This window comes from Haloferax sp. ATCC BAA-644, from assembly GCF_000336975.1.
In the GTDB taxonomy this organism is placed as follows: Archaea; Halobacteriota; Halobacteria; order Halobacteriales; family Haloferacaceae; genus Haloferax; species Haloferax volcanii.
On the sequence record NZ_AOLF01000001.1, the window covers coordinates 95651 to 115283 of the forward strand.

17 protein-coding genes are annotated in these 19633 nt (G+C 68.1%); 10 read left to right on the forward strand and 7 right to left on the reverse strand.

From position 1 onward, the window contains the following. Position 1 precedes the first annotated feature (1 nt). The 6 genes from C458_RS00460 to C458_RS00485 all read right to left on the reverse strand — a co-directional run bounded on the left by C458_RS00460 (position 2) and on the right by C458_RS00485 (position 5825). Entirely contained in the window at positions 2-961 is a 960-nt protein-coding gene (locus C458_RS00460; RefSeq protein WP_008572253.1) for a hydroxymethylglutaryl-CoA lyase, read from the reverse strand. After that, on the reverse strand, positions 958-2163 hold the full coding sequence (locus tag C458_RS00465) for a CaiB/BaiF CoA-transferase family protein (RefSeq protein WP_008572254.1): 1206 nt from the start codon (positions 2161-2163) through the stop codon (positions 958-960). Before C458_RS00465 ends, C458_RS00460 begins: the two co-directional genes overlap by 4 nt. A gap of 157 nt (positions 2164-2320) precedes the next feature. Continuing rightward, a complete protein-coding gene (locus C458_RS00470) occupies positions 2321-3727 on the reverse strand; it encodes a dihydroorotase family protein (protein WP_008572255.1) in 1407 nt (468 codons plus the stop codon). After that, positions 3724-4383: an isochorismatase family protein gene (locus C458_RS00475; RefSeq protein ID WP_008572256.1), complete on the reverse strand. Its 660-nt coding sequence runs from the start codon at positions 4381-4383 to the stop codon at positions 3724-3726. The genes C458_RS00470 and C458_RS00475 overlap by 4 nt, the downstream gene beginning before the upstream one ends. Before the next feature lie 66 nt (positions 4384-4449). Further along, positions 4450-5427: an LLM class flavin-dependent oxidoreductase gene (locus C458_RS00480; protein WP_008572259.1), complete on the reverse strand. Its 978-nt coding sequence runs from the start codon at positions 5425-5427 to the stop codon at positions 4450-4452. Next, positions 5424-5825, reverse strand: coding sequence for a nuclear transport factor 2 family protein (locus C458_RS00485; RefSeq protein WP_008572261.1), 402 nt, complete (start codon positions 5823-5825; stop codon positions 5424-5426). Before C458_RS00485 ends, C458_RS00480 begins: the two co-directional genes overlap by 4 nt. Positions 5826-6043: 218 nt before the next feature. Here C458_RS00485 and C458_RS00490 point away from each other — a divergent pair, with 218 nt between their 5' ends. The 9 genes from C458_RS00490 (at position 6044) to C458_RS00530 (ending at position 16194) form a co-directional block, all read left to right on the forward strand. Next, complete coding sequence (locus tag C458_RS00490) at positions 6044-7477, forward strand: FAD-dependent oxidoreductase (protein ID WP_008572263.1); 1434 nt, start codon at positions 6044-6046, stop codon at positions 7475-7477. Between the two features lie 194 nt (positions 7478-7671). Beyond that, positions 7672-8997, forward strand: coding sequence for an ABC transporter substrate-binding protein (locus tag C458_RS00495; RefSeq protein ID WP_008572266.1), 1326 nt, complete (start codon positions 7672-7674; stop codon positions 8995-8997). 94 nt (positions 8998-9091) lie between these two features. After that, positions 9092-10057, forward strand: a complete 966-nt coding sequence (locus C458_RS00500; RefSeq protein WP_008572269.1) for a branched-chain amino acid ABC transporter permease — start codon at positions 9092-9094, stop codon at positions 10055-10057. Next, positions 10054-11130: a branched-chain amino acid ABC transporter permease gene (locus tag C458_RS00505; protein ID WP_008572271.1), complete on the forward strand. Its 1077-nt coding sequence runs from the start codon at positions 10054-10056 to the stop codon at positions 11128-11130. Before C458_RS00500 ends, C458_RS00505 begins: the two co-directional genes overlap by 4 nt. Beyond that, positions 11130-11921, forward strand: coding sequence for an ABC transporter ATP-binding protein (locus C458_RS00510; protein WP_008572274.1), 792 nt, complete (start codon positions 11130-11132; stop codon positions 11919-11921). The genes C458_RS00505 and C458_RS00510 overlap by 1 nt, the downstream gene beginning before the upstream one ends. After that, a complete protein-coding gene (locus tag C458_RS00515) occupies positions 11914-12618 on the forward strand; it encodes an ABC transporter ATP-binding protein (RefSeq protein WP_008572275.1) in 705 nt (234 codons plus the stop codon). Before C458_RS00510 ends, C458_RS00515 begins: the two co-directional genes overlap by 8 nt. A 1-nt stretch (position 12619) precedes the next feature. Further along, positions 12620-13948, forward strand: coding sequence for an MmgE/PrpD family protein (locus C458_RS00520; RefSeq protein ID WP_008572276.1), 1329 nt, complete (start codon positions 12620-12622; stop codon positions 13946-13948). A 32-nt stretch (positions 13949-13980) separates the two neighbouring features. After that, positions 13981-15354 carry an MmgE/PrpD family protein gene (locus C458_RS00525; RefSeq protein WP_008572277.1) on the forward strand — a complete coding sequence of 458 codons (1374 nt, stop codon included), beginning with the start codon at positions 13981-13983 and terminating at the stop codon, positions 15352-15354. A gap of 69 nt (positions 15355-15423) precedes the next feature. Further along, on the forward strand, positions 15424-16194 hold the full coding sequence (locus tag C458_RS00530; RefSeq protein ID WP_004040941.1) for an IclR family transcriptional regulator: 771 nt from the start codon (positions 15424-15426) through the stop codon (positions 16192-16194). Between the two features lie 690 nt (positions 16195-16884). Here the strand turns inward: C458_RS00530 and C458_RS00535 are convergent. Then, on the reverse strand, positions 16885-17973 hold the full coding sequence (locus C458_RS00535; protein ID WP_049897166.1) for a guanosine monophosphate reductase: 1089 nt from the start codon (positions 17971-17973) through the stop codon (positions 16885-16887). A gap of 418 nt (positions 17974-18391) precedes the next feature. Between C458_RS00535 and glmU the strand changes: the two genes are divergently transcribed. Next, positions 18392-19627, forward strand: a complete 1236-nt coding sequence (gene glmU / locus C458_RS00540) for a bifunctional sugar-1-phosphate nucleotidylyltransferase/acetyltransferase (protein WP_008572285.1) — start codon at positions 18392-18394, stop codon at positions 19625-19627. Positions 19628-19633 lie beyond the last annotated feature (6 nt).

A 19633-nucleotide genomic window follows, 5' to 3' on the forward strand; every position in this document is an offset into this window, starting at 1 on the left:
CTCAGTCCTCCTCCCCGCCGGCCGCGACGGTGTCGAGGACGCCCTCGACGGTGCCGCCCGCGAGGACGTGACTCGTCAGGCCGAGGCCCAGTCGGTCGGACACATCGTGGGCGGCCGCCTCGATGCGGCCGAAGTCGACGCCGTGGCCGACGCCCATGCGGTCGAGCATCTGGACGAGGTCCTCGGTCGGCGTGTTGCCGACGCCGGACATGTCGCCGGGGAGGACGACGCCGCCGCCGAGGCCGCAGACAGAGGCGTCGAAGCGGTCGACGCCGACGGCCATCGCGGCCAGCGTGTTGGCGAGGCTCATCCCGTTCGTGTCGTGGAGGTGCAGGCCCATGTTGAGGCCGGGGTGCGCCTCGAACGCGGCGGTGAAGCGCTCCGTGATTTCGACCGGGTTGGCGAGGCCCATCGTCGTCGCCAGCGTCACCTCGTCGACGCCGGAATCGACGACGCTGTCGACGACCGCGAGCGTCTCCGCCGGGTCGATTGCGCCCTCGTAGGGGCAGTAGAAACTCGTTCCCATCCCGGCTTCGACCTCGATGCCGTGGTCGTGAGCGAGGTCGACGATGTCGTCCATCTCCGCGAGTACCTCCTCGCGGGTGCGGTTCTGGTTCTTTTTCGTGTACGTCTCGCTCACCGTGACGAGCGCGTTCACCTTGTCCACCTCGGCCTCGACGGCGCGCTCCATGCCCCGGAGGTTGGGGACGAGCGCCCGGTAGGTCACGCCGTCGCGGCGGGTGATTCGCGTCGCCACCTCGTCGGCGTCCCGCAGGGTCGGGACGGCCTTCGGGTGGGTGAACGACGAAATCTCGATTTCGTCCACCCCGGTGTCCGAGAGGGTGTCGATTATCTCGACTTTCTCGTCGGTCGGGACGAACTCGTCGAGGCGCTGGAACCCGTCGCGGGGCAGCATCTCGACGACGTGGACGCGCTCGGGAAGCGAGTCGAGGAGGCTCATATCACGTCCTCCGCTTCGAGGTCCGAAAGCACCGACTCGTCGTAGCCGAGTCGGTCGCGGTAGACCGCGTCGTTGTGTTCACCGAGCGACGGCCCGAGGTGGTCGACCCGCCCCGGCGTCTCCGAGAACTTCGGGAAGGCGTTCTGGACGACCGCCTCGCCGAGGTCCGGGTCGTCGACCGTCAGGAACGCCTCGCGCGCCGCGTAGTGTTCGTCGTTGAGGATGTCTTCGACGTTGTAGACGGGCGCGAGCGTCGCGTCGGCCTCCTCGAACGCCGAAAGCACCTCCTCGCGGCTGTGGTCGTCCATCCAGTCTTGGATGATGGCGTCGAGTTCGTCGACGTGTTCCAGTCGGTCCTCGTTGGTCTCGAACCGCGGGTCGTCCTTCAGGTCGGGGCGGCCGATGGCGTCGAAGGTCCGCTCCGCGAGGGGTTGCGCGCTCGCGGAGATGGCGACCCAGCGGTCGTCGCCCGTCCGGTAGACGTTCCGCGGAGCCGACGAGGTCGAGCGGTTGCCCGACCGCGACTCGATTTCACCGAGTTGGTCGTAGCGGAGCGGTTGCGGGCCGAGCAGGCCGAAGATGGGTTCGATGAGGCTCGTGTCGATGTACTGGCCGCCGCCGCCGTGAACGTCGCGGTGGTAGAGCGCGAACATCACCGCGAACGTCGAAAACAGCGCCGCGATGTTGTCCGCGAGGCCGGTCGGCGGGAGCAACGGGGGCGAGTCGGGGAAGCCGTTGAGGTAAGCGAAGCCGGACATGGCCTCCGCGAGCGTCCCGAATCCGGGGCGCTCGGAGTACGGGCCGGTCTGACCGAAGCCGGACATCCGAAGCATCACGAGGTCGTCGTTGACCTCGGAGAGTCGCTCCCAGCCGACGTTCCAGCGTTCGAGCGTGCCGGGCCGGAAGTTCTCGATGAGGAGGTCGGCCTCGCCCACGAGGTCCTCGAACACCGCCGCGCCCTCGTTGGTGGAGATGTTCAGGGTGATAGACTGCTTGTTCCGCGAGAGGTACTTGTGCCAGAGGCCGACGCCGTCTTTCTGTGGACCGAAGCGGCGGATGTGGTCACCGAACGCCGGATGTTCGATTTTGATGACCGTCGCCCCGAAGTCGGCCAGGAAGCGGCCGACGGTCGGGCCGGATATCATCGACCCGGCTTCGAGGACGACGAGGCCGTCGAGTGGTCCGTTCGTGTCGTTCGTCATGTCGTGTGTGTCTTCTCGTTCTGTGTCGCGTGTGGTGGTCGTCTGGTGGTGCGTGTGGGTGGCCGTGTGCCCGGTCGGCTGTGGCCGGTCAGTCCGCGTCGTCGGTGGGGCGGATCGGTCGAGTCGGTCGGGTGGTGGCTCCGGCCGTCCGACGGGGTCACACCGGCCGGTCGATGTGGGTTCCGTGCCCTTTCGTGCCGACGATGTCGCCGTCGTCGTAGGCGAGTTCGCCCTTCACGACGGTCTGAGTCGGCCAGCCAGTGACCTCCCGGCCCTCGTAGGGGGAGTAGCCGCTGACGCTGTGTAACAGTTCCGGCGTGACCGTCTTCGTCTCGTCGAGGTCGACGACGGCGAGGTCGGCGTCGCTGCCGACTCTGACCGTCCCCTTCTTGGGGTAGAGATTGAACGCCCTCGCCGCGTTGGTGCTCGTCACCTCGACGGCGCGTTCGAGCGAGATGCGACCCTCGTTGACGCCCTCCGAGAGGACGAGCGGGAGCATCACCGGCGTCGAGGGGAACCCGAGCAGGCTGTCGCGGATGCCCTCACCGAACTTGTTCTCCGCGAGGTTGGCGCAGTGGTCGGTCCCGATAGTGGAGATGGTGCCGTCGGCGAGGCGCTCCCAGAGCGTCTCCTGGTCCGCTTTCGACCGAACCGGGGGGTTGACTTTCATGCGCTCGTCGCACTCCTCGGTGGTGAGCGCGAGGTAGTGAATACACGTCTCGCCCCACGCCCGGTAGCCCGCGTCGTGGAGCGCGGCGAGTTCGTCGGCCGTCCCCCCAGCCGAGATGTGGACCGCGTAGAAGCGGTCGTCGTAGCCGTGGACCTTGGCGAGCGCGGCCCCGGCGACCATGCTCTGGGTCTCGGCGTAGCCGGGGAACTCCTCGACCATCACCTCGTAGCCCTCGCCTTCGTCGGCGTCGGTGTCGTCGGACTCGGAGGTGACGTAGACGTTGCCGCCGGCGAGCGCGTTCGTGATTTCGACGTTCTCGGAGTGGTAGCCGAGCGTCGTCGGCACGTCCTGTTCGGCGAGTTTCCGGATGAACGCGTCGCCGAAGTCGTCGTGCATGTCGCAGTCGACGCCGAACTTCTCGCGGGCGGCATCCTTGTAGTTCATGTACCACTTGAACGTCGTGATGCCGAACTCCTCGATGATGGTCGGAATCTCCGCTACGTGCTCCATCGAGAGCAGGCCGAGCGAGAAGAAGTAATCGTGGTAGTAGTTCGGTTCGGCCTCCTCGAAGTAGCCCGGCATGATGTCCTCGTAGGCCCCGGCCCGGCGGAAGTAGTTCCCGATGGTGGTCACGCCGCCGACGAGGTCGGACTTGGACTCGGACTCGGCGTCCGCCTCCAGCCCGCGGTAGATGCCGTGGTGGGTGTGCGGGTCGATTGCGCCCGGGAGGACGTGCTTACCCGTCGCGTCGATTTCCGTCTCGCCCGAGAGCGTGCCGGGCGCGGCGATGGCCGAGATGGTCTCGCCGTCGGCCGCCACGTCGGCCTCGAAGGTGCCGTGTTCGGGGGTGACGACGGTGCCGTTCGAGATGACGAGGTCGTGTTCGTGGGTCATAGCGTCTCGACCCACTCCTCGACCGCCTCGGTCTCCAGTACCTCGGCGTACTTCATCCACAGGTCGAGGAGGCCGATTTTGTGCGACGCCTCGATGCGGTCGAAGATGCACTCCTGCGGCAGAATGACGCTGAAGCCGTTCTGCTTTGCGTCCACCGCGGTGGCCCGGACGCACCCGCTCGTGGAGTTGCCGACGATGATGACCGAGTCGTGGTCGCCGCGGACGAGCCGCGAGAGCAGGTCGGTCCCGTAGAACGCCGACGCGTAGGACTTGTCGACGACGGCGTCGCCCGCCTCGGGCGCGACCGGGTCGACGATGTCGAGGTCGGGGGGTTCGGGGTCGTCGTAGCTCGACGGGACGACCCGCGTGTACGTCACCGGAAGCCCCTGCTCCCGCGCGAAGTCGAGGAACGGGTCGATGTGCTCGATGGCGTCCCACGCGATGTCGCCCATCGCGGTGCGGTACTCCTCGATAGCGTCGAGGATGGGGACGTTCTCGCCGACGATGAGTCGCTGCATGTCGATGACGAGAACCATCGGGTTCTCGCCCATGCCGCGGGACTCCCACGACGAGGCGCCCTCCTTGTCGTAACCAGCCTTCGTGATGACCTGTTTATCCTGTTCGGATAGCAGGTCCTCCCAGATACGGTCTGTCATGACTCGCTTCGCTTGAGATGCGGTGGCATCCGGCATAAAAGTACGGCACGGTCCGGCGAGGTCATGTTACGGGGCGAACACCTCCAGCGTTCGGGCGACCCACTCGCGGTCGACGCCGGCGGGCGCGCGGACGACCGGGAGGTCGACGCCCATCTCGCGGAGTTCGACGAGTCGCCCGCGCACGTCGTCGGGCGTACCGACCAGCGCCACGAGGTCGAGGAACTCCGCCGAGAGTTCGCGCGCCCCCGCCTCGGTCGTCGGCGCGGCGCGGACCGCCTCGACCTCGTCGGCGAAGCCGGCCTGCTCGGCCGCGCGGTCGTAGTAGCCCGGCACGTCCCGCAGGTAGTACGCGACGTGTTCGGCCGCCGCCCGCCGCGCCTCGTCGGGGTCGTCGTGGACGGCCGTGAGGACGTACATCGCCACGTCCACGTCGCTCGCGTCGCGCCCGGCGCGGGACGCCCCGGTGTCGAGCCACGCCAGCGCCTCCTCGAACTGCGGGCGGGGGTAGAGGTTCGGGAGCCAGCCGTCGGCCACCTGCCCGGTGAGTCGGACGTTCGCGGGGCCGAGCGCGCCGTTGTAGATTGGTATCTCCTCGCGGACGGGGTCGAAGGCGTCCCAGAAGCTCGTGCGCTCGGGCGAGAAGAACTCCCCGTCGAAGGAGTCGGCGTCGCCGCGGAGGTAGCGCCGGACGAGGTCGACGTACTCGTGGAGCCGCGAGAGCGGGCGGTCGAACTCGACGCCGTGGAACGTCTCGACGACGCCGGGGTGGGCCACGCCGAGGCCGAGAATCGCGCGCCCGTCGGAGTGGTCGTCGAGGGTCGCCGCGGCCGCCGCGAGCGCCGCCGGCGTCCGCGAAAAGACGTTGACGATGCCGGTCGCGAGGCCGATTTCCCCGGTGTGGACGGCCCAGCGCTCGAGCTTTCCGAAGGCGGTCTTGCCCTGTCCCTCGGCGGCCCACGCCGACTCGTAGCCGAGTTCCTCGGCGCGGACGACGAGCGATGGGTCGTCGCGGAGCGCGAACAGGACCGCGGTTCGGTCGCTCATTCCTCCGCCGGGGTCGCGGGCGCGTCCTCGACCGGAACGACGCCGTCGACCGCGAGGTCGTTCCAGATGTCGAGGCGCTCGATGAGCCCCCGGCGGACGACGTAGATATCGACGTAGCGAACGTCAGAGAACTCCGCGCCGTCGTTGTCGACGCCGTAGAGCGACCCGGTGCTCACGACGGTGTCGCCCGCCTCTATCCAGCGGTCGAACTCCTTTGCCGCCCACTCATACCGCGGTTCGAGATGGGCGAGGAAGTCGTAGGCCGCGGTCGGTCCCTCGAAGGTCGCACCCGGCAGGGAGATGACGGCGTCCTCGGCGAACAGGTCACCGACGGTGTTCCGGCGGTCGTCTTCCATGCGGTCGAAGAACTCCTCGACGATGTCTCGTGGCGAGTCCATGCGGTATGGGTGTTCTCGACACACATAGTTTTTCACTCCGAATTTCACGACTGTCTGGTATTCCTGAACGTTCGAATCGAAGACCGGAGGTGTTTCTCACGCGCGCCCCGAAAACCGCAGGCGAAACCAATGGACGTGACGGTGACGCGAGGAGTCGGGGGCGACGACACCGCCGCCGAAGGCGGTAGTTTTACGATAGAGTCTGCCTAGCAGAGTGCATGGACGAACTAGCCCGGCGGACGCCGAGCGACGGCGTCGCCGAAGTCGTCTCGGTCGACGACATCGAGTGGGACATCGACACGGACGTGCTCGTCGCGGGGGGCGGTGGCACCGGCCTCGTCGCCGCGCTCGCGGCCAGCGAGAACCCCGACGTTCGCGTGACGGTGCTGGAGAAAGCGCCCGAGTGCGGCGGCAACACCTCGCTTTCGACGGGGATGGTCCCCGCGGCGGGGACGCGCCTCCAGCGCGAGGCCGGCATCGAGGAGACGCCCGCGGACATGGCCCGCGACATCTTGGAGAAAAACGACTACGAGGCCGACGAGGAGCGCGTCCGGTACCTCTGCGAGGAGAGCGCGAACCTCATCCACTGGCTCGTCGACGACTGGGACATCACGCTCCACATCGTGGACGACTTCAAGTACCCCAAACACTCCGAGTACCGGATGCACGCCCCGAAGGGCCGAAACGGCGAGAACCTCGTCGCCGAACTGGTCGACCGCGTCGAATCGACGCCGAACATCGAACTCCTGACGAACGCGCCCGTGAAGCGACTGGTCGCGGAGGACGGCGCGGTTCGGGGCGTCGTCGCCGGCCTCGGCCACGACGAGGCCATCGAGGCCGAGCGGGTCATCCTCGCGACCGACGGCTTCGCCGGCAACCGCGAGATGGTCACCGACTACTGCGAGGCGGATGTCGAGCGGGCGCTGTACTTCGGTGCTGACGGCAACACCGGCGACGGCGTCCGCTTCGGCGCGGAACTCGGCGGCGAACTCGCCTGCATGGACGCCTATCAGGGCCACGCGACGGTAGCGAGCCAGACGGGCGTGCTGTCGACCTACGCGGTCACGATGAACGGGGGCATCCTCGTGAACCGAGACGGCGAGCGCTTCGGCGACGAGTCCGCGGGGTACAGCGAGTTCGCCATCTCGGTGCTCAAACAGCCCGGCGAGCAGGCGATTCAGCTGTTCGACGAACGCATCTTCGAGAAGCTCCGCGGGCAGTTCGAGGACTTCGACGACGCCATCGAGCAGGGAACCTACCACACCGCCGACTCGGTCGCGGCCCTCGCGGAGCGACTCGGTGCCGACGGCGAGACCGCCGCGGAGACGGTCGCCGCCTACAACGAGGCGGCCGCGGCGGGTGAGTCGGACGAAGTCGGTCGCGTCGACGGCGCGAACCCGCTGGAAGCGCCCTTCTACGGGGCCAAAGTTACCGGCGCGCTCTTCCACACGCAGGGCGGCCTCGTCGTCGACGAACACGGACGCGTCCTCCGAACCGACGGGAGCACGGTGGAGAACCTCTACGCCGGGGGCGGCACCGCCTGCGGCATCAGCGGTCACGGCGCGGGCGGCTATCTCTCCGGCAACGGGCTGACGACCGCGCTCGGCTACGGCCGCCTCGCCGGCATCCACGCCCGCGAATCGCTCGACTGACGCGGGGGCGCGGCTGGCGCGGCTGGCGCGGCTGAGACAGCAGGGAGACCGAACGAAACGCACGGCAGAAACGACTCGTTTTCGACTCAATTTCCCGACCCGTACTCGATTCGTTGCAGGAATATCCGCAGAACGTGACAACACGAGTACGGGAGGATTTATTACAGTAGGCACTAACCTCGATACCGATTGCCATGGGTAAGACTCTCAAGTCTTCGACGAGCAACAGGCGACGCTTCCTCAAAGCAACGGGCGCGAGCGTCGCGGCACTGACACTGGCCGGCTGTGCGAGCGACGACGCCGGAAACGGCGGCGACTCGGGTGGGTCGGGCGACTCCGGCGGTGACTCGGGCGGGTCCGGCGGCGACACGGGCACCACGACGGGAACGCCCGAGCAGTCCGTCGACGAGGTCGTCATCGGGTCGAACCACCCGCTTTCGGGCAGTCTCGCCGCGACGGGCGTCGGGATGAGCAACGCCATCAAACTCGCCGCGATGCGGAAGAACGAGGAGGGCGGCATCGAATCGCTCGACGGCGCGGAAGTGACCGTCATCGAGGGCGACAACCAGGGCGCACAGGAGCTCGGCGGACAGGTCAGCGAGGAACTGCTCAGCGAGGGCGCGGACGTCCTCACCGGCTGTTACTCCTCACCGGTGACGACGGCGGCGACGCAGGTCGCGGAGCGACAGGGCGTCCCGTTCGTCATCTCAATCGCGGCGGCGGACAACATCCTGCAAGGCCGCGACTTCAACTACGTCTACCGACCCCAGCCCCCGGCGCGCCGGCTGGCGAGCGACTACGCGGACCTCGTGCCCTCGGTCATCCGCGACGGCGGCGGCACCATCGACACGGCGGGGCTGTTCTACATCAACAACAGCTACGGGCAGGCGATTCGCGACAGCCTCCGCGAGTTCCTCCCCGAGCAGAACGTCGAAATCATCGAGGAGACGGCCATCGAGTTCGGCGCGTCGAACGCCAACACGCAGGTGTCGCGGCTCCGGAGCGCCGACCCCGACACCATCATCGCCACGACCTACGTCGCCGGCGGCGTCCTGCTCGCCCAGGCGTTGCAGGACCAGGACTACCGGCCGCCGTACCTGACCGCCTCGGCGTCCGCGACGTTCACCGACGACGACGCCGTCAGCGACATCGGCGAGTTCGCGAACGGCGTGCTGGACAACAACTACGCGCTGAACCCGACGGTCGACAAGACCGCCGAGGTCCGCTCGCAGTTCCTCGACAACTACGACCAGGAGTTCTCGGCGTCGGTCGGGATGGCCTACACCGCGGCCGAGGTCATCATCCAGGCGGTCGAGGAGGCCGGCAGCGTCGACCCCGACGACATCAACGAGGCGCTCAAGGGCCTCAGCTACGAGGACCACATCTCCGCGATGGGCGCAATCGAATTCGACGACCAAGGCGAGAACGTCAACGCGCTCGGGCCGGTGAACCAGGTCCAGGACCTCTCGGTCAAGGTCGTCTACCCCGAGGAGTACGCGGAGGCCGACCCGCAGGTCTAACCGCTACCCGCGACCGCCGTCACGTCAACGAACCGTCTCGAAAGATAGCCACCTTTTATGGGGGTTGCCAACAATTCCCGAGCGTAGAAACCGCATGGGACACCTAGTCACATCGGTCGCGCCCCTGCCGCTCCAGGGCGGTGGCCTCGGCCGATTCATCGACCCGTTCGCACAGTTCCTGACCGACATCACCAATCTGGAGCCCGTCCTCCTGCAGCTGCTCGCGTTCGGCCTCCTGCTCGGGGGCGTCTACGCGCTGACGGCGCTGGGGCTGACGATGATATTCGGCGTGATGGACGTCATCAACTTCGCCCACGGCATCTTCCTCGTCGTCGGGATGTACTCGGTGTGGTTGGTCTCCGAGACGGCCGGCATCAGCCCGTTTCTCGGGATACCTATCGCCGCCGCGGTGCTGTTCGCCCTCGGGGTGGTCGTCCACGTACTCACGGTCGAACCCATCATCGAGGCCCCCCAGCAGAACCAGCTCATCGCCACGCTGGGCGTCCTCTTCATCATCCAGTCGGCCATCGAAATCGTGTTCACGCCCGACCCCCAGCAGGTCGAACTGTCGCTCGGGTCGGTGCAGGTCGGCGACGTGTTCATCCCGCTCGGACAGTTCTACGCGCTCGTCATCGCGCTCGGGACGATGCTCGCCGTGCGGGCGTTCTTGAACCGGACCGACCTCGGCCGGAAAATCCGCGGCACGGCCGACAACCGCGACGGCGCGCGCTACGTCGGCATCAACGTCCGCCGCATCAACTACCTCACCTTCGGTATCGGCGCGGCGCTGGCCGGCGTCGCCGGCGGCTCCATCGCGCTGTTCCAGCGGTTCGACCCCTTCACGGGCGAGACGTACCTCATCAACGCCTTCGTCATCGTCATCCTCGGCGGCCTCGGCTCGTTCCCCGGCGCGTTCGTCGGCGGCCTCATCGTCGGGCTGATTCAGGTGTTCGGCGGCTACTACCTCCCCGGGACCACCGCGCAGGTGCTCATCTTCCTGCTTTTCATCGGGACGCTCCTCGTCAAGCCCGAGGGACTCTTCGGAGGTGCTGAGGCGTGAGCGCAATCGAGTCCGTCCGCGACCGCTACCGGACGTTCGACGACCAACGGTACGCCCCGCTCGTGAAGGGCGTCGCGCTGTTCGGCCTGCTCGCGGCGCTCCCGACGCTCATCGAAATCGACGTCGCCGGGATGGAAATCGCGGCGCTGTTGAGCCTGAAAGTGCTCATCCTCACGGTCATCTACGCCTACACGGCGCAGGCGTGGAACATCATGTCCGGCTACACCGGGCAGTTCTCGTTCGGGCACGCGGCGTTCTTCGGCGTCGGCGCGTACGCCACGCAGGCGCTCGTCGTCGATTTCGCGGTGAACCCGTGGGTCGGCATGCTCGTCGGCGGCGTGCTCGCGGCGGGGTACGGCCTCGTCATCGGCGCGCTGTCGTTCCGCTTCAACCTCCAGGGCCACTACTTCGCGCTGGCGACGCTGGCGTTCGCGGAACTGCTCCGCTTCGTCGTCACCAACATGTCGGAGCTCCGCGGGGCCAACGGCTACTTCAAGCCGTTCCCGCGCGACTACGGCGCGGAGTACGGCCTCGTCGCCTTCCAGTTCCAGAACGACCTGCCGTACTACTACCTCATCGTCGGCTTCCTGCTCGTCGTGACGCTCGTCTCGTGGCTCATCAAGAACTCGTGGGTCGGGCTGTACTTCTTCGCCATCCGCGAGGACGAGCGGGCCGCCGCCAGCGTCGGCGTGCCGAGCTTCCGGTACAAGCTCATCGGCGTCGCCGTCAGCGCCTTCTTCACCGCCCTCGGCGGTGCCTACTGGTCGATGTACTTCAACACCATCCGCCCCGACACCGTGTTCGCGCTGTTCAAGAACGTCGAACTGCTCCTGCCCGCCGTCGTCGGCGGGCCGGGGACGCTTCTGGGGCCCATCGTCGGCTCGTTCATCGTCACGCCGGTCAGCGAAATCGCGCGGACGACGTTCTCCGACATCAACGGCCTCGACCGCATCATCTACGGCGCGTTCCTCGTGGCTATCGTCATCTACTCGCCGCGCGGCGTCGTGAGCTGGCCGAGTCAGGCGCGCGCCCTCTGGAACCGCGTCCGCGGCGACGAGGAGGTGAGCGAGTGATGTCGGCGGACGAGACGAACGCGCAGAGCGTCGACGACCCGGACGCCGACATCGACCGCGACGGCGAGCGGATTCTGTCGGTCGAAGGCGTCGGCAAGCGCTTTTCGGGCTTGCAGGCGCTCGACGACGTGGACATGACCGTCAACCGCGGCGAGATTATCGGCCTCATCGGGCCGAACGGCGCGGGCAAGACAACGCTGTTCAACTGCATCAGCGGGGCGTTCCCGCCGACGAGCGGGACCGTCCGACTCGACGGCGAGGTCATCTCCGGACTCCCGGCGCACAAAGTCGCGCGGGCGGGGCTGGCGCGGACGTTCCAAATCACGCGCCCGCTGGAGGAGCTGACCGTCGTCGAGAACGCGATGGTCGGCGCGCACATCCACACGCGCCGCCGGAGCGAGGCGCGCGAAATCGCCATGGAGAACCTCGAATTCGTCGGGCTCGCGGACAAGGCCGACGAGGAGGCGGGCGAACTCACCGTGGGCGCACAGAAGCGCCTCGAACTCGCCCGCGCGGTCTCGACGCGGCCGGAGATTCTGCTCCTCGACGAGATTATGGCGGGGCTCACCCCGTCGGAGTCGAACCAGATGCTCGACCTGTTCCGCCAACTCCGCGAGCGCGGGACGAGCCTGCTCGTCATCGAACACGACATGAAAGCCATCATGAACATCTCGGACTACGTGAAAGTGCTGGACCAGGGGAAGGGCATCGCCTTCGGCGCGCCGGAGACGGTGGTCGAAGACGACCGCGTCATCGAGGCCTACATCGGGGGGTTCGACGTCGATGCTTGAACTGAACGGCGTCCGCGCCGGCTACGACGACATCGAGGTGCTCCACGGCGTCGATATGCGCGTCGACGAGGGCGAAATCGTCGCGCTCATCGGCTCGAACGGCGCGGGCAAGACCACGACGATGCGCACCATCTGCGGCATCCTCTCGCCGAGCCGCGGCGAGATAACCTACCGCGACGAGCCGATTCACTCGAAAGCGTCCCACGAAATCGTCGAGCGCGGCATCGTGCAGGTCCCGGAGAACCGCGACCTGTTCACCAACATGACCGTCATCGACAACCTGCTTCTCGGCGCGCAGACCGGGGAGGCGAAGGCGAACCGCGAGGAGAACCTCGACGAGATGCTGGAGCTGTTCCCCCGGCTCGCGGAGCGCAAAAACCAGCGCGCCGGCACGATGTCCGGCGGAGAACAGCAGATGCTGACCCTCGCTCGCGCGCTCATGGGCGAGCCGGACCTGCTCATCCTCGACGAGCCCTCCATCGGCCTCGCGCCGCACCTCGTCCAAGAGGTGTTCGACGTCATCGAGGACATCCACGCGCAGGGCATGACCGTCCTCATGGTCGAACAGAACGTCCAGCAGACGCTCAAGCTGGCCGACCGGGGCTACGTCATGGAGAACGGCCGCATCAGCATGACCGCCGACGGCGACGAACTCCTCGAAGACGAGGGCGTCGTCGAGGCGTACCTCGGGGTCTGAGATGACCGACGAAGCGCTCGCGTCGTTCGTCTCCGACCTCGACCGGACCGACCTCCCCGCGTCGGTCGTCGAGCGCGCGTCCCTCGTCGTCGCTGACACCATCGGCGCGGTGCTGGGCGGCGCGTCGGACCCCGCGGTCGCCGCGTTGGCGCGCCGCTGGGGCGACGAGAACGGCGGCGAATCGACCATCATGGGGACCGCGGGCGAGCGGACCACCGCGTACCGCGCCGCGTTCGTCAACGCGGCCGCCGGGAGCGTTCTCGAACTCGACGAGGGCCACCGCTTCGCGGCCGGCCACCCGGCGATTCACGTCCTGCCCGCGCTCCTCGCGGACGGCGAGTCGGCCTACCGGAGCGGCGACGAGTTCCTGACGGCGTTCGTCGCCGGCTACGAGGCGGCGGTCCGCGCCGCCGGGGCGGTCGTCCCGCTCGCCGACGGCCTCCACCCCCACGGCGTGTGGGGCGGCGTCGGGACCGCCGCGGCCGTCTCCCGACTCCGCGGCCTCGACGCAGAGACGACGCTCGACGCGATGCGCATCGCGGCGAACTACGCCCAGCACACCCGGTTCGAGGCGGCGACCGAGGGCGCGACCGTCAGGAACGGCTACGTCGGGATGAGCAACCTCTCGGGGCTGCTCGCGGTCGACCAATCCGAATCGGGGTTCACCGGCCTCGACGACGGCGTGGTCCGCCACCTCGAACCCGTCGCCGCGGACGGCCCCGACCGGAGCGCCCTCGCCGACGAACTCGGCGAGCGCTGGGAGATCGAGCGCGGCTACTTCAAGGTCCACGCGGCCTGCCGCTACACCCACGCCGCCCTCGACGCCGTGGCGCTCCTCGTCGAGGAGACGGGCGTCGGCGCGGCCGACATCGACGCCGTCACCGTCGAGACGTACCCCGCCGCGGCCGCGTTATCGGAGCCGGCACCCCAGAACGCCCTGCAAGCGAAGTTCTCGGTTCCCTTCGCCGTCGCCTCGGCGCTGACGGCCGGCGAGACCGGCAAGGAGGCGTTCACCGACGAGGCGCTGACGAAGACCGCCCTCGGATTCGCCCGGCGCGTGGACGTGGTCGCCACCGAGGAGTTCGCGGCCCGCGCACCAGACGAGCGCGGCGCGCGCGTCACCGTCGAGACGACCGACGGCGAGCGGTACGCCCGCGAGGTGCGCGCGGCCCGCGGCGGCGAACGCGACCCGTTCACCGAATCGGAACTCCGAGCGAAGTTCGACCGACTCGTCGCGCCCGTCATCGGTGACGGCGGCGTCGACGGCCTCTGGACCGCGGCGACCGAGCCCGCCGCACCCCGCGTGCTCTGCGCCCTCACTCGGGCCTGAGCACCCCGACACTCACTGAGACCACTGAGACCATGATTTCACACGAGCCAGTCAGAGACTGGGAACGACAGCTGTACGGCTTTCTGACCGACGAACTCCCCGACGACGTGCGCGCAGACGGCGAGCGAATCGTCGCGGACGTACTCGCGGCGACCGTCGCGGGAGCGGCCGCGCCCCAACACGCGGGCGTCTTCCGCGACGCGAAACTGGCCGACGGCCCGGCGTCCGTCCTCGGGACCGACCGCCGCGTCGATCCGTCGCAGGCGGCGCTGTTGAACGCGACGGCGGCGATAACACAGGAGATAGAGGAGGGCCACAACCGCGGCGGCCACGTGGGCGCGAGCGTCGTCGCGGGCGCGGTCGGCGTCGCCGAAGCCAACGACGTCGACGGCGAGGCGTTCGTGGAGGCCTGCGTCCGCTCGTACGAACTGTGCGCGCGCTTCGAGTACGCCATCTTCGCGATGAAGGCCCGGATGAACGAGGCGATACCGTGGCTCGTCCGCGACCCGCACTCGACGTGGACGACGCTCGGGCCGGCGCTGACCGCCGCCGTCTGCGCGGGGCAGTCGCCCGACGAGGTGCGCGAGACGGTCCGCACCGCGCTGAATCTCGCGGTCGTCTCCATGCACGACCCCTTCGCGGAGGGCGCGCCGTCGCGGAACGTCACCGCCGGGTTCTCCGCGCAGGCCGGCGTGAGCGCCGCGACGCTGACCGCCGCCGGCCTCCGCGGGTCGCCCGCGGCGATGGAGGCCGTCTACGACCCGTTCGCAACGCTCCTCGCGGACGGCGAGTTCGCCGCGCTGTTCGACTCGCTCGGCTGCGACTGGTGGCTCACCGAGGCCTACCAGAAGCCGTACCCGTCGTGTCGCTACACCCACGCCCCGCTCGACGCGCTTCGGGACGCCGGCGCGGCCGACCTCGCACCCGACGACGTGGACCGAATCGACGTGTTCACCTACCGCAACGGCGTCGATATGAGTCACGCGCGACCTGAGACGCTCACCGCGGCGAAGTTCTCGACGCCGTACGTCCTCGCCCGCTGGGTCGCGGACGGGGCCGTCGAACTCGACGACTTCCTCGACGACGCGCTCGACGACGAGGCCGTGCAGGCGCTCTCGGAGCGCGTCCACCTCCACGCCGACGAGGCGTTCGAGCGGGCCTTCCCCGACGACTGGGGTGCGCGCGTCGAAGTGACCGCCCGCGACGGGAGCCGCTACGTCGGCGAGCGCGAGTACCCCCGCGGCGACTCCCGCGACCCGCTGTCGGAAGCCGACCTCGGCGCGCGCAACCGCGCTTTGCTCGCGTTCGGCCTCGGCGAGGACGCCGCGGACGCGGCGCTCGACGCGCTCTCGTCGGTCGGGGCGAACCCGGTCCGCGAGACCGTCGCCGCGCTGACGCGGCGATAAACCGAACACTCGTTCGTCCAGTCCGAACGAGACGGTAACAATTATTACCGCACTCGATTAGTGATAACTATGAACACGGACGGAAACGACGCGGCGGGAACAATCGGCGCTACGAAAACCTCGTTCGGCATCGTCGAACACATCAGAGACCACGACGCGAGCGGGGTGTCGGAGATTGCGAACGGCCTCGGCATCTCGAAGAGCACGGCTCACAACCACCTCAAGACGCTCGCGGAACTCGGCTACGTCGTCAGGCAGGGCGACGAGTACGCGCTGGGCCTGAAGTTCCTCGACCTCGGCGACCACGCCCGGACGCGACACGCGCTGTACCACGCCTCTATCGGCGAGATGGACGACCTCGTCGAGGCCGTCGGCGAGCGCGGACAGGTGATGGTCGAGGAGAACGGCCGCGGCGTCTACATCTACCAGGTGAAGTCCGAACAGGGCCTCCAGACCGACTCGCACATCGGCACGACCGTCGACCTCCACACCACGTCGGTCGGCAAGTCCTACCTCGCGTTCTGCGACGAGGAGCGTCGAAACGAGATACTCGACGGCGAACTGACGCGCCTGACGACGAAGACGATAGACGACCGCGACGCCCTCGAAGCCGAGTTGGCGACGATTCGCGAGCGCGGCTACGCCTTCAACGACGAAGAGCGCATCACCGGCATGCGGGCGGTCGGCGCGCCGATTCTCTCCGACGACGAAACCATCCTCGGCGCGATTAGCGTCTCCGGCCCGACCACCCGGATGAAAGGCGAGTGGTACCACACGGAGGTCCCGGAGATGGTGACGCAGGCCGCCCGCGTCATCGGCATCCGCGCGACGTACTCGTAGCGTCTTGTTGTGAGGAACAGTTGTTCGGCAGTGCCGTATTCCGAGCGATAGTTGACGACGGACGCGTCGGTCTCAGCGTCGCTCGGACGAACCGACGAAGTCCGATTAAATTACAAAGTTAGCTCTGTAATGGTAATCGAATCGACTCGGCACGGCCCGTGACACGGATACGGGCGTCACGCGCCACGGCCGGCGTCGAGCGAGCACGTCGGCGGACATATCACTAAGGTTGGAACACATGTGAGTATGATATGTTTTCGTCACCGACTCTCACGAGGAGAGGACACTCGATTTGGGGTCAGCGTTTCGACGGCCGGGGGCGAGTTCCACTCGGGGCGACGCAAACAGGACGAACGATGTGTTTTGATGCTACACGCGGTGTATTCGAGCGAAAAGTCGGTTGTCGTCGTGACGAGTGATTCGGTGGGGGCGGCCCGTTTTCGGTTCGGGTGTCGAGCGTTTCGAGTCGGTTCGGGAGTATATATCGACTCGACGTACGTGGCAGTTTTCAAAAATGAATGTAGGAACAGCGGTTAATCTGACAATCGGGCGAGCGCGACGTTACCGACGTGTCGAGGCGAGCGCCGTCGCTCTGCGAGGGCGCGGTCGCCGGCGTGGCGGTTTCACCCTCGCTCTATCGCGTCGTATCGCGTCGTATCGCGTCGCGGGTCGGCCGCGACGACGCCGGAGTCAGTCGGCCATCGGGGCCTGCAACTCGCGTTCGGCCTCCTCGTCGACCTCGACGGGACCCTCGGCGAAGACGACGCCGTGTGCGCCCTCGCGCTCCTTCGCGCTCGCCGCGACGCGGACGAAGGAGGCCTTCTCGCGGGCGTCCGCGAGCGTGTGGCCGCCGCAGTAGCTCACGCCGGAGCGAATCCCGCCGAGGAACTCCTCGACGAGCGGTTCGACCGGTCCCTTGTAGGGCGTGAGCGCCTCGACGCCCTCGCCGGCGTCCACGTCGCTCTGTTTGTCCTCGCGGTCGTCGGCGGCCTCCGTGGAGGCCATCCCGCGGGAACGCTTGTACGTCTCGCCGTCGACCTCGACGACCCGGCCCGGTGCCTCGTCGGTCCCGGCGAAGAAGCTACCCATCATGACGGTGTCCGCGCCGGCCATGAGCGCCTTCGCGGCGTCGCCGGAGGTCCGAATCCCCCCGTCTGCCATGACGTGGATACCGAGGTCGTGCGCCCGCTCGGCGCACTCCGAGACGGCCGTGAGCTGCGGATAGCCCGCGCCCGCGACCTCGCGGGTCGTGCAGTGCGACCCCGGCCCGACGCCGACTTTCACGCAGCCCGCGCCGGCCTCCCAGAGGTCCTCGACGGCCGCCGGCGTGACGACGTTGCCCGCGACGATTTCGGGGTCGAACTCGTCGCGAATCCGCTCGACGGCGTCGAGACACCGCTCCATGTGGCCGTGAGCGATGTCCATCACAATCGCGTCCGCGCCGGCGTCGAGGAGCGCCTCGGTCCGGTCGAGGTAGTCCTCGTTGATGCCGACCGCGCCCGCGACGGTCCCGCCCGCCGCGGCGACGCGGCGGACCTGTTCGGCCTGCTCGTCCACGTCGAGGAAGCGGTGGACGACGCCGAGGCCGCCGAGGCCCGAGAGCGCCGCCGCGAGGTCGGCTTCGGTGACGGTGTCCATGGCCGCGCTGACGAGCGGCGTGTCGAGGCGCAAGTCGGGCGTCACGTTGGTCGAGAGGTCCACGTCGCTCCGGCTGTCGACCGGGGAGCGCTGCGGAACCAGCAATACGTCTCCGTAAGAGAGTCCTGTGCGAATCTCCATCGTAACCCTCCACAGCCGAAGGGTGCGAGGGTGATAACGCCGACGAACGCGGTTCCCGTCGCCGCGGAACGAAACTATTAGACGTTGGCGCTCGTTCGTTCACTAACACACGGCGCCGCGTCTCGTGCGAATCTCTGACCCATCGTAACCCCAACACAGTCGCCGTTCGCGGGCCGTGTGGTTCGAACCGTCCGCGAGCGATCGCACCGCGCGAGAGCGAGCTATCGGAGTCGAATCCGGCGCGGAGTTCGCAAGCGTTTTGGTAGGCTGATATTGACGGATAGTTGCCGTACCGGCCGCGCCACCTCGAGTCGGTATCGGTAGGTGGATCAGAGGCAACCCACAACGTCACGATTGGTCCCCGCCTCAGTACTTCTCCGACCGAAGACATTTCTTCCGCGCAGTCCCTTAGGAGGGTATGCAGACAGTCATTCTCGCCGCCGGCCGCGGCACCCGGATGCGTCCGCTCACGGACCGCCGACCCAAGCCCATGCTCCCCGTGGCCGACCGGCCGCTGGTCGCGCACACCGCCGACGCCGCCGTCGCGGCCGGCGCGACGGACATCACGCTCGTCGTCGGCTACGAGGCCGCTGACGTGCGCGACTACTTCGGTGACGAGCGCGGGGGCGTCCCCGTCGAGTTCGCCGTCCAGTCGGAACAGCGCGGGACGGCCGACGCCGTCCGCGCCGCGGCCTCCCATCTCGACCCCGACGAGCCGTTCGTCGTCCTCAACGGCGACGCGCTGTACGACGTGCCGTCGCTTTCGACGCTGTACGAGGGGACGCCCGCGGTCGGGTCGTTCCGCGTCGACGACCCGAGTTCCTACGGCGTCCTCGACACCGACGACGGGGGCTTCGTCACCGGCGTCGTCGAAAAGCCCGAACACCCGCCGTCGGACCTCGTCAACGCCGGCGCGTACGTCTTCCCCGCCGAGGCCCACGACTGGCTCGACGTGGCCGAGAGCGACCGGGGCGAACTCGAACTGACCGACGTGCTCGCGGCGACCTGCGAAGCCTACGACGTGCGCGGCGTCGCCTTCGACCGCTGGCTCGACGTGGGGCGGCCGTGGGAACTCCTCGAAGCCAACGAATGGAAACTCGACGAACTCGACCCGCGAATCGACGGCGACGTGTCCGAACGCGCCGAACTCGACGGACCGGTCGTCGTCGAGGCGGGCGCGACGGTCCGCTCGGGCGTGGTCATCGAGGGACCCGTCCTCGTCCGCAGCGGGGCCACGGTCGGGCCGAACGCCTACGTCCGCGGGCGCACGCTTATCGGCGAACACGCCAAGGTCGGCCACGCCGTCGAAGTGAAAAACAGCGTCCTGATGGAGGGCGCGACGGTCGGCCACCTCTCGTACGTCGGTGACAGCCTCCTCGGCCGCGACGTGAACTTCGGTGCGGGGACGAAGGTGGCGAACCTCCGCCACGACGGCGAAGCCGTCCGGCAGATGCTCAAGGGCGAACTCGTCTCCTCGGGTCGCCGGAAGTACGGCGTCGTCCTCGGCGACGAGGTGAAAACCGGCATCAACGCCTCGCTGAACGCGGGCGTCAGAATCCCGACCGGCGGCACGGTCAAACCCGGCGAGTCCGTCCTCTACGACCGCATCGACGAGCGAGAGGCTGCGGACGAGACGGACGGGAGAGACGAGTGAGCGAGG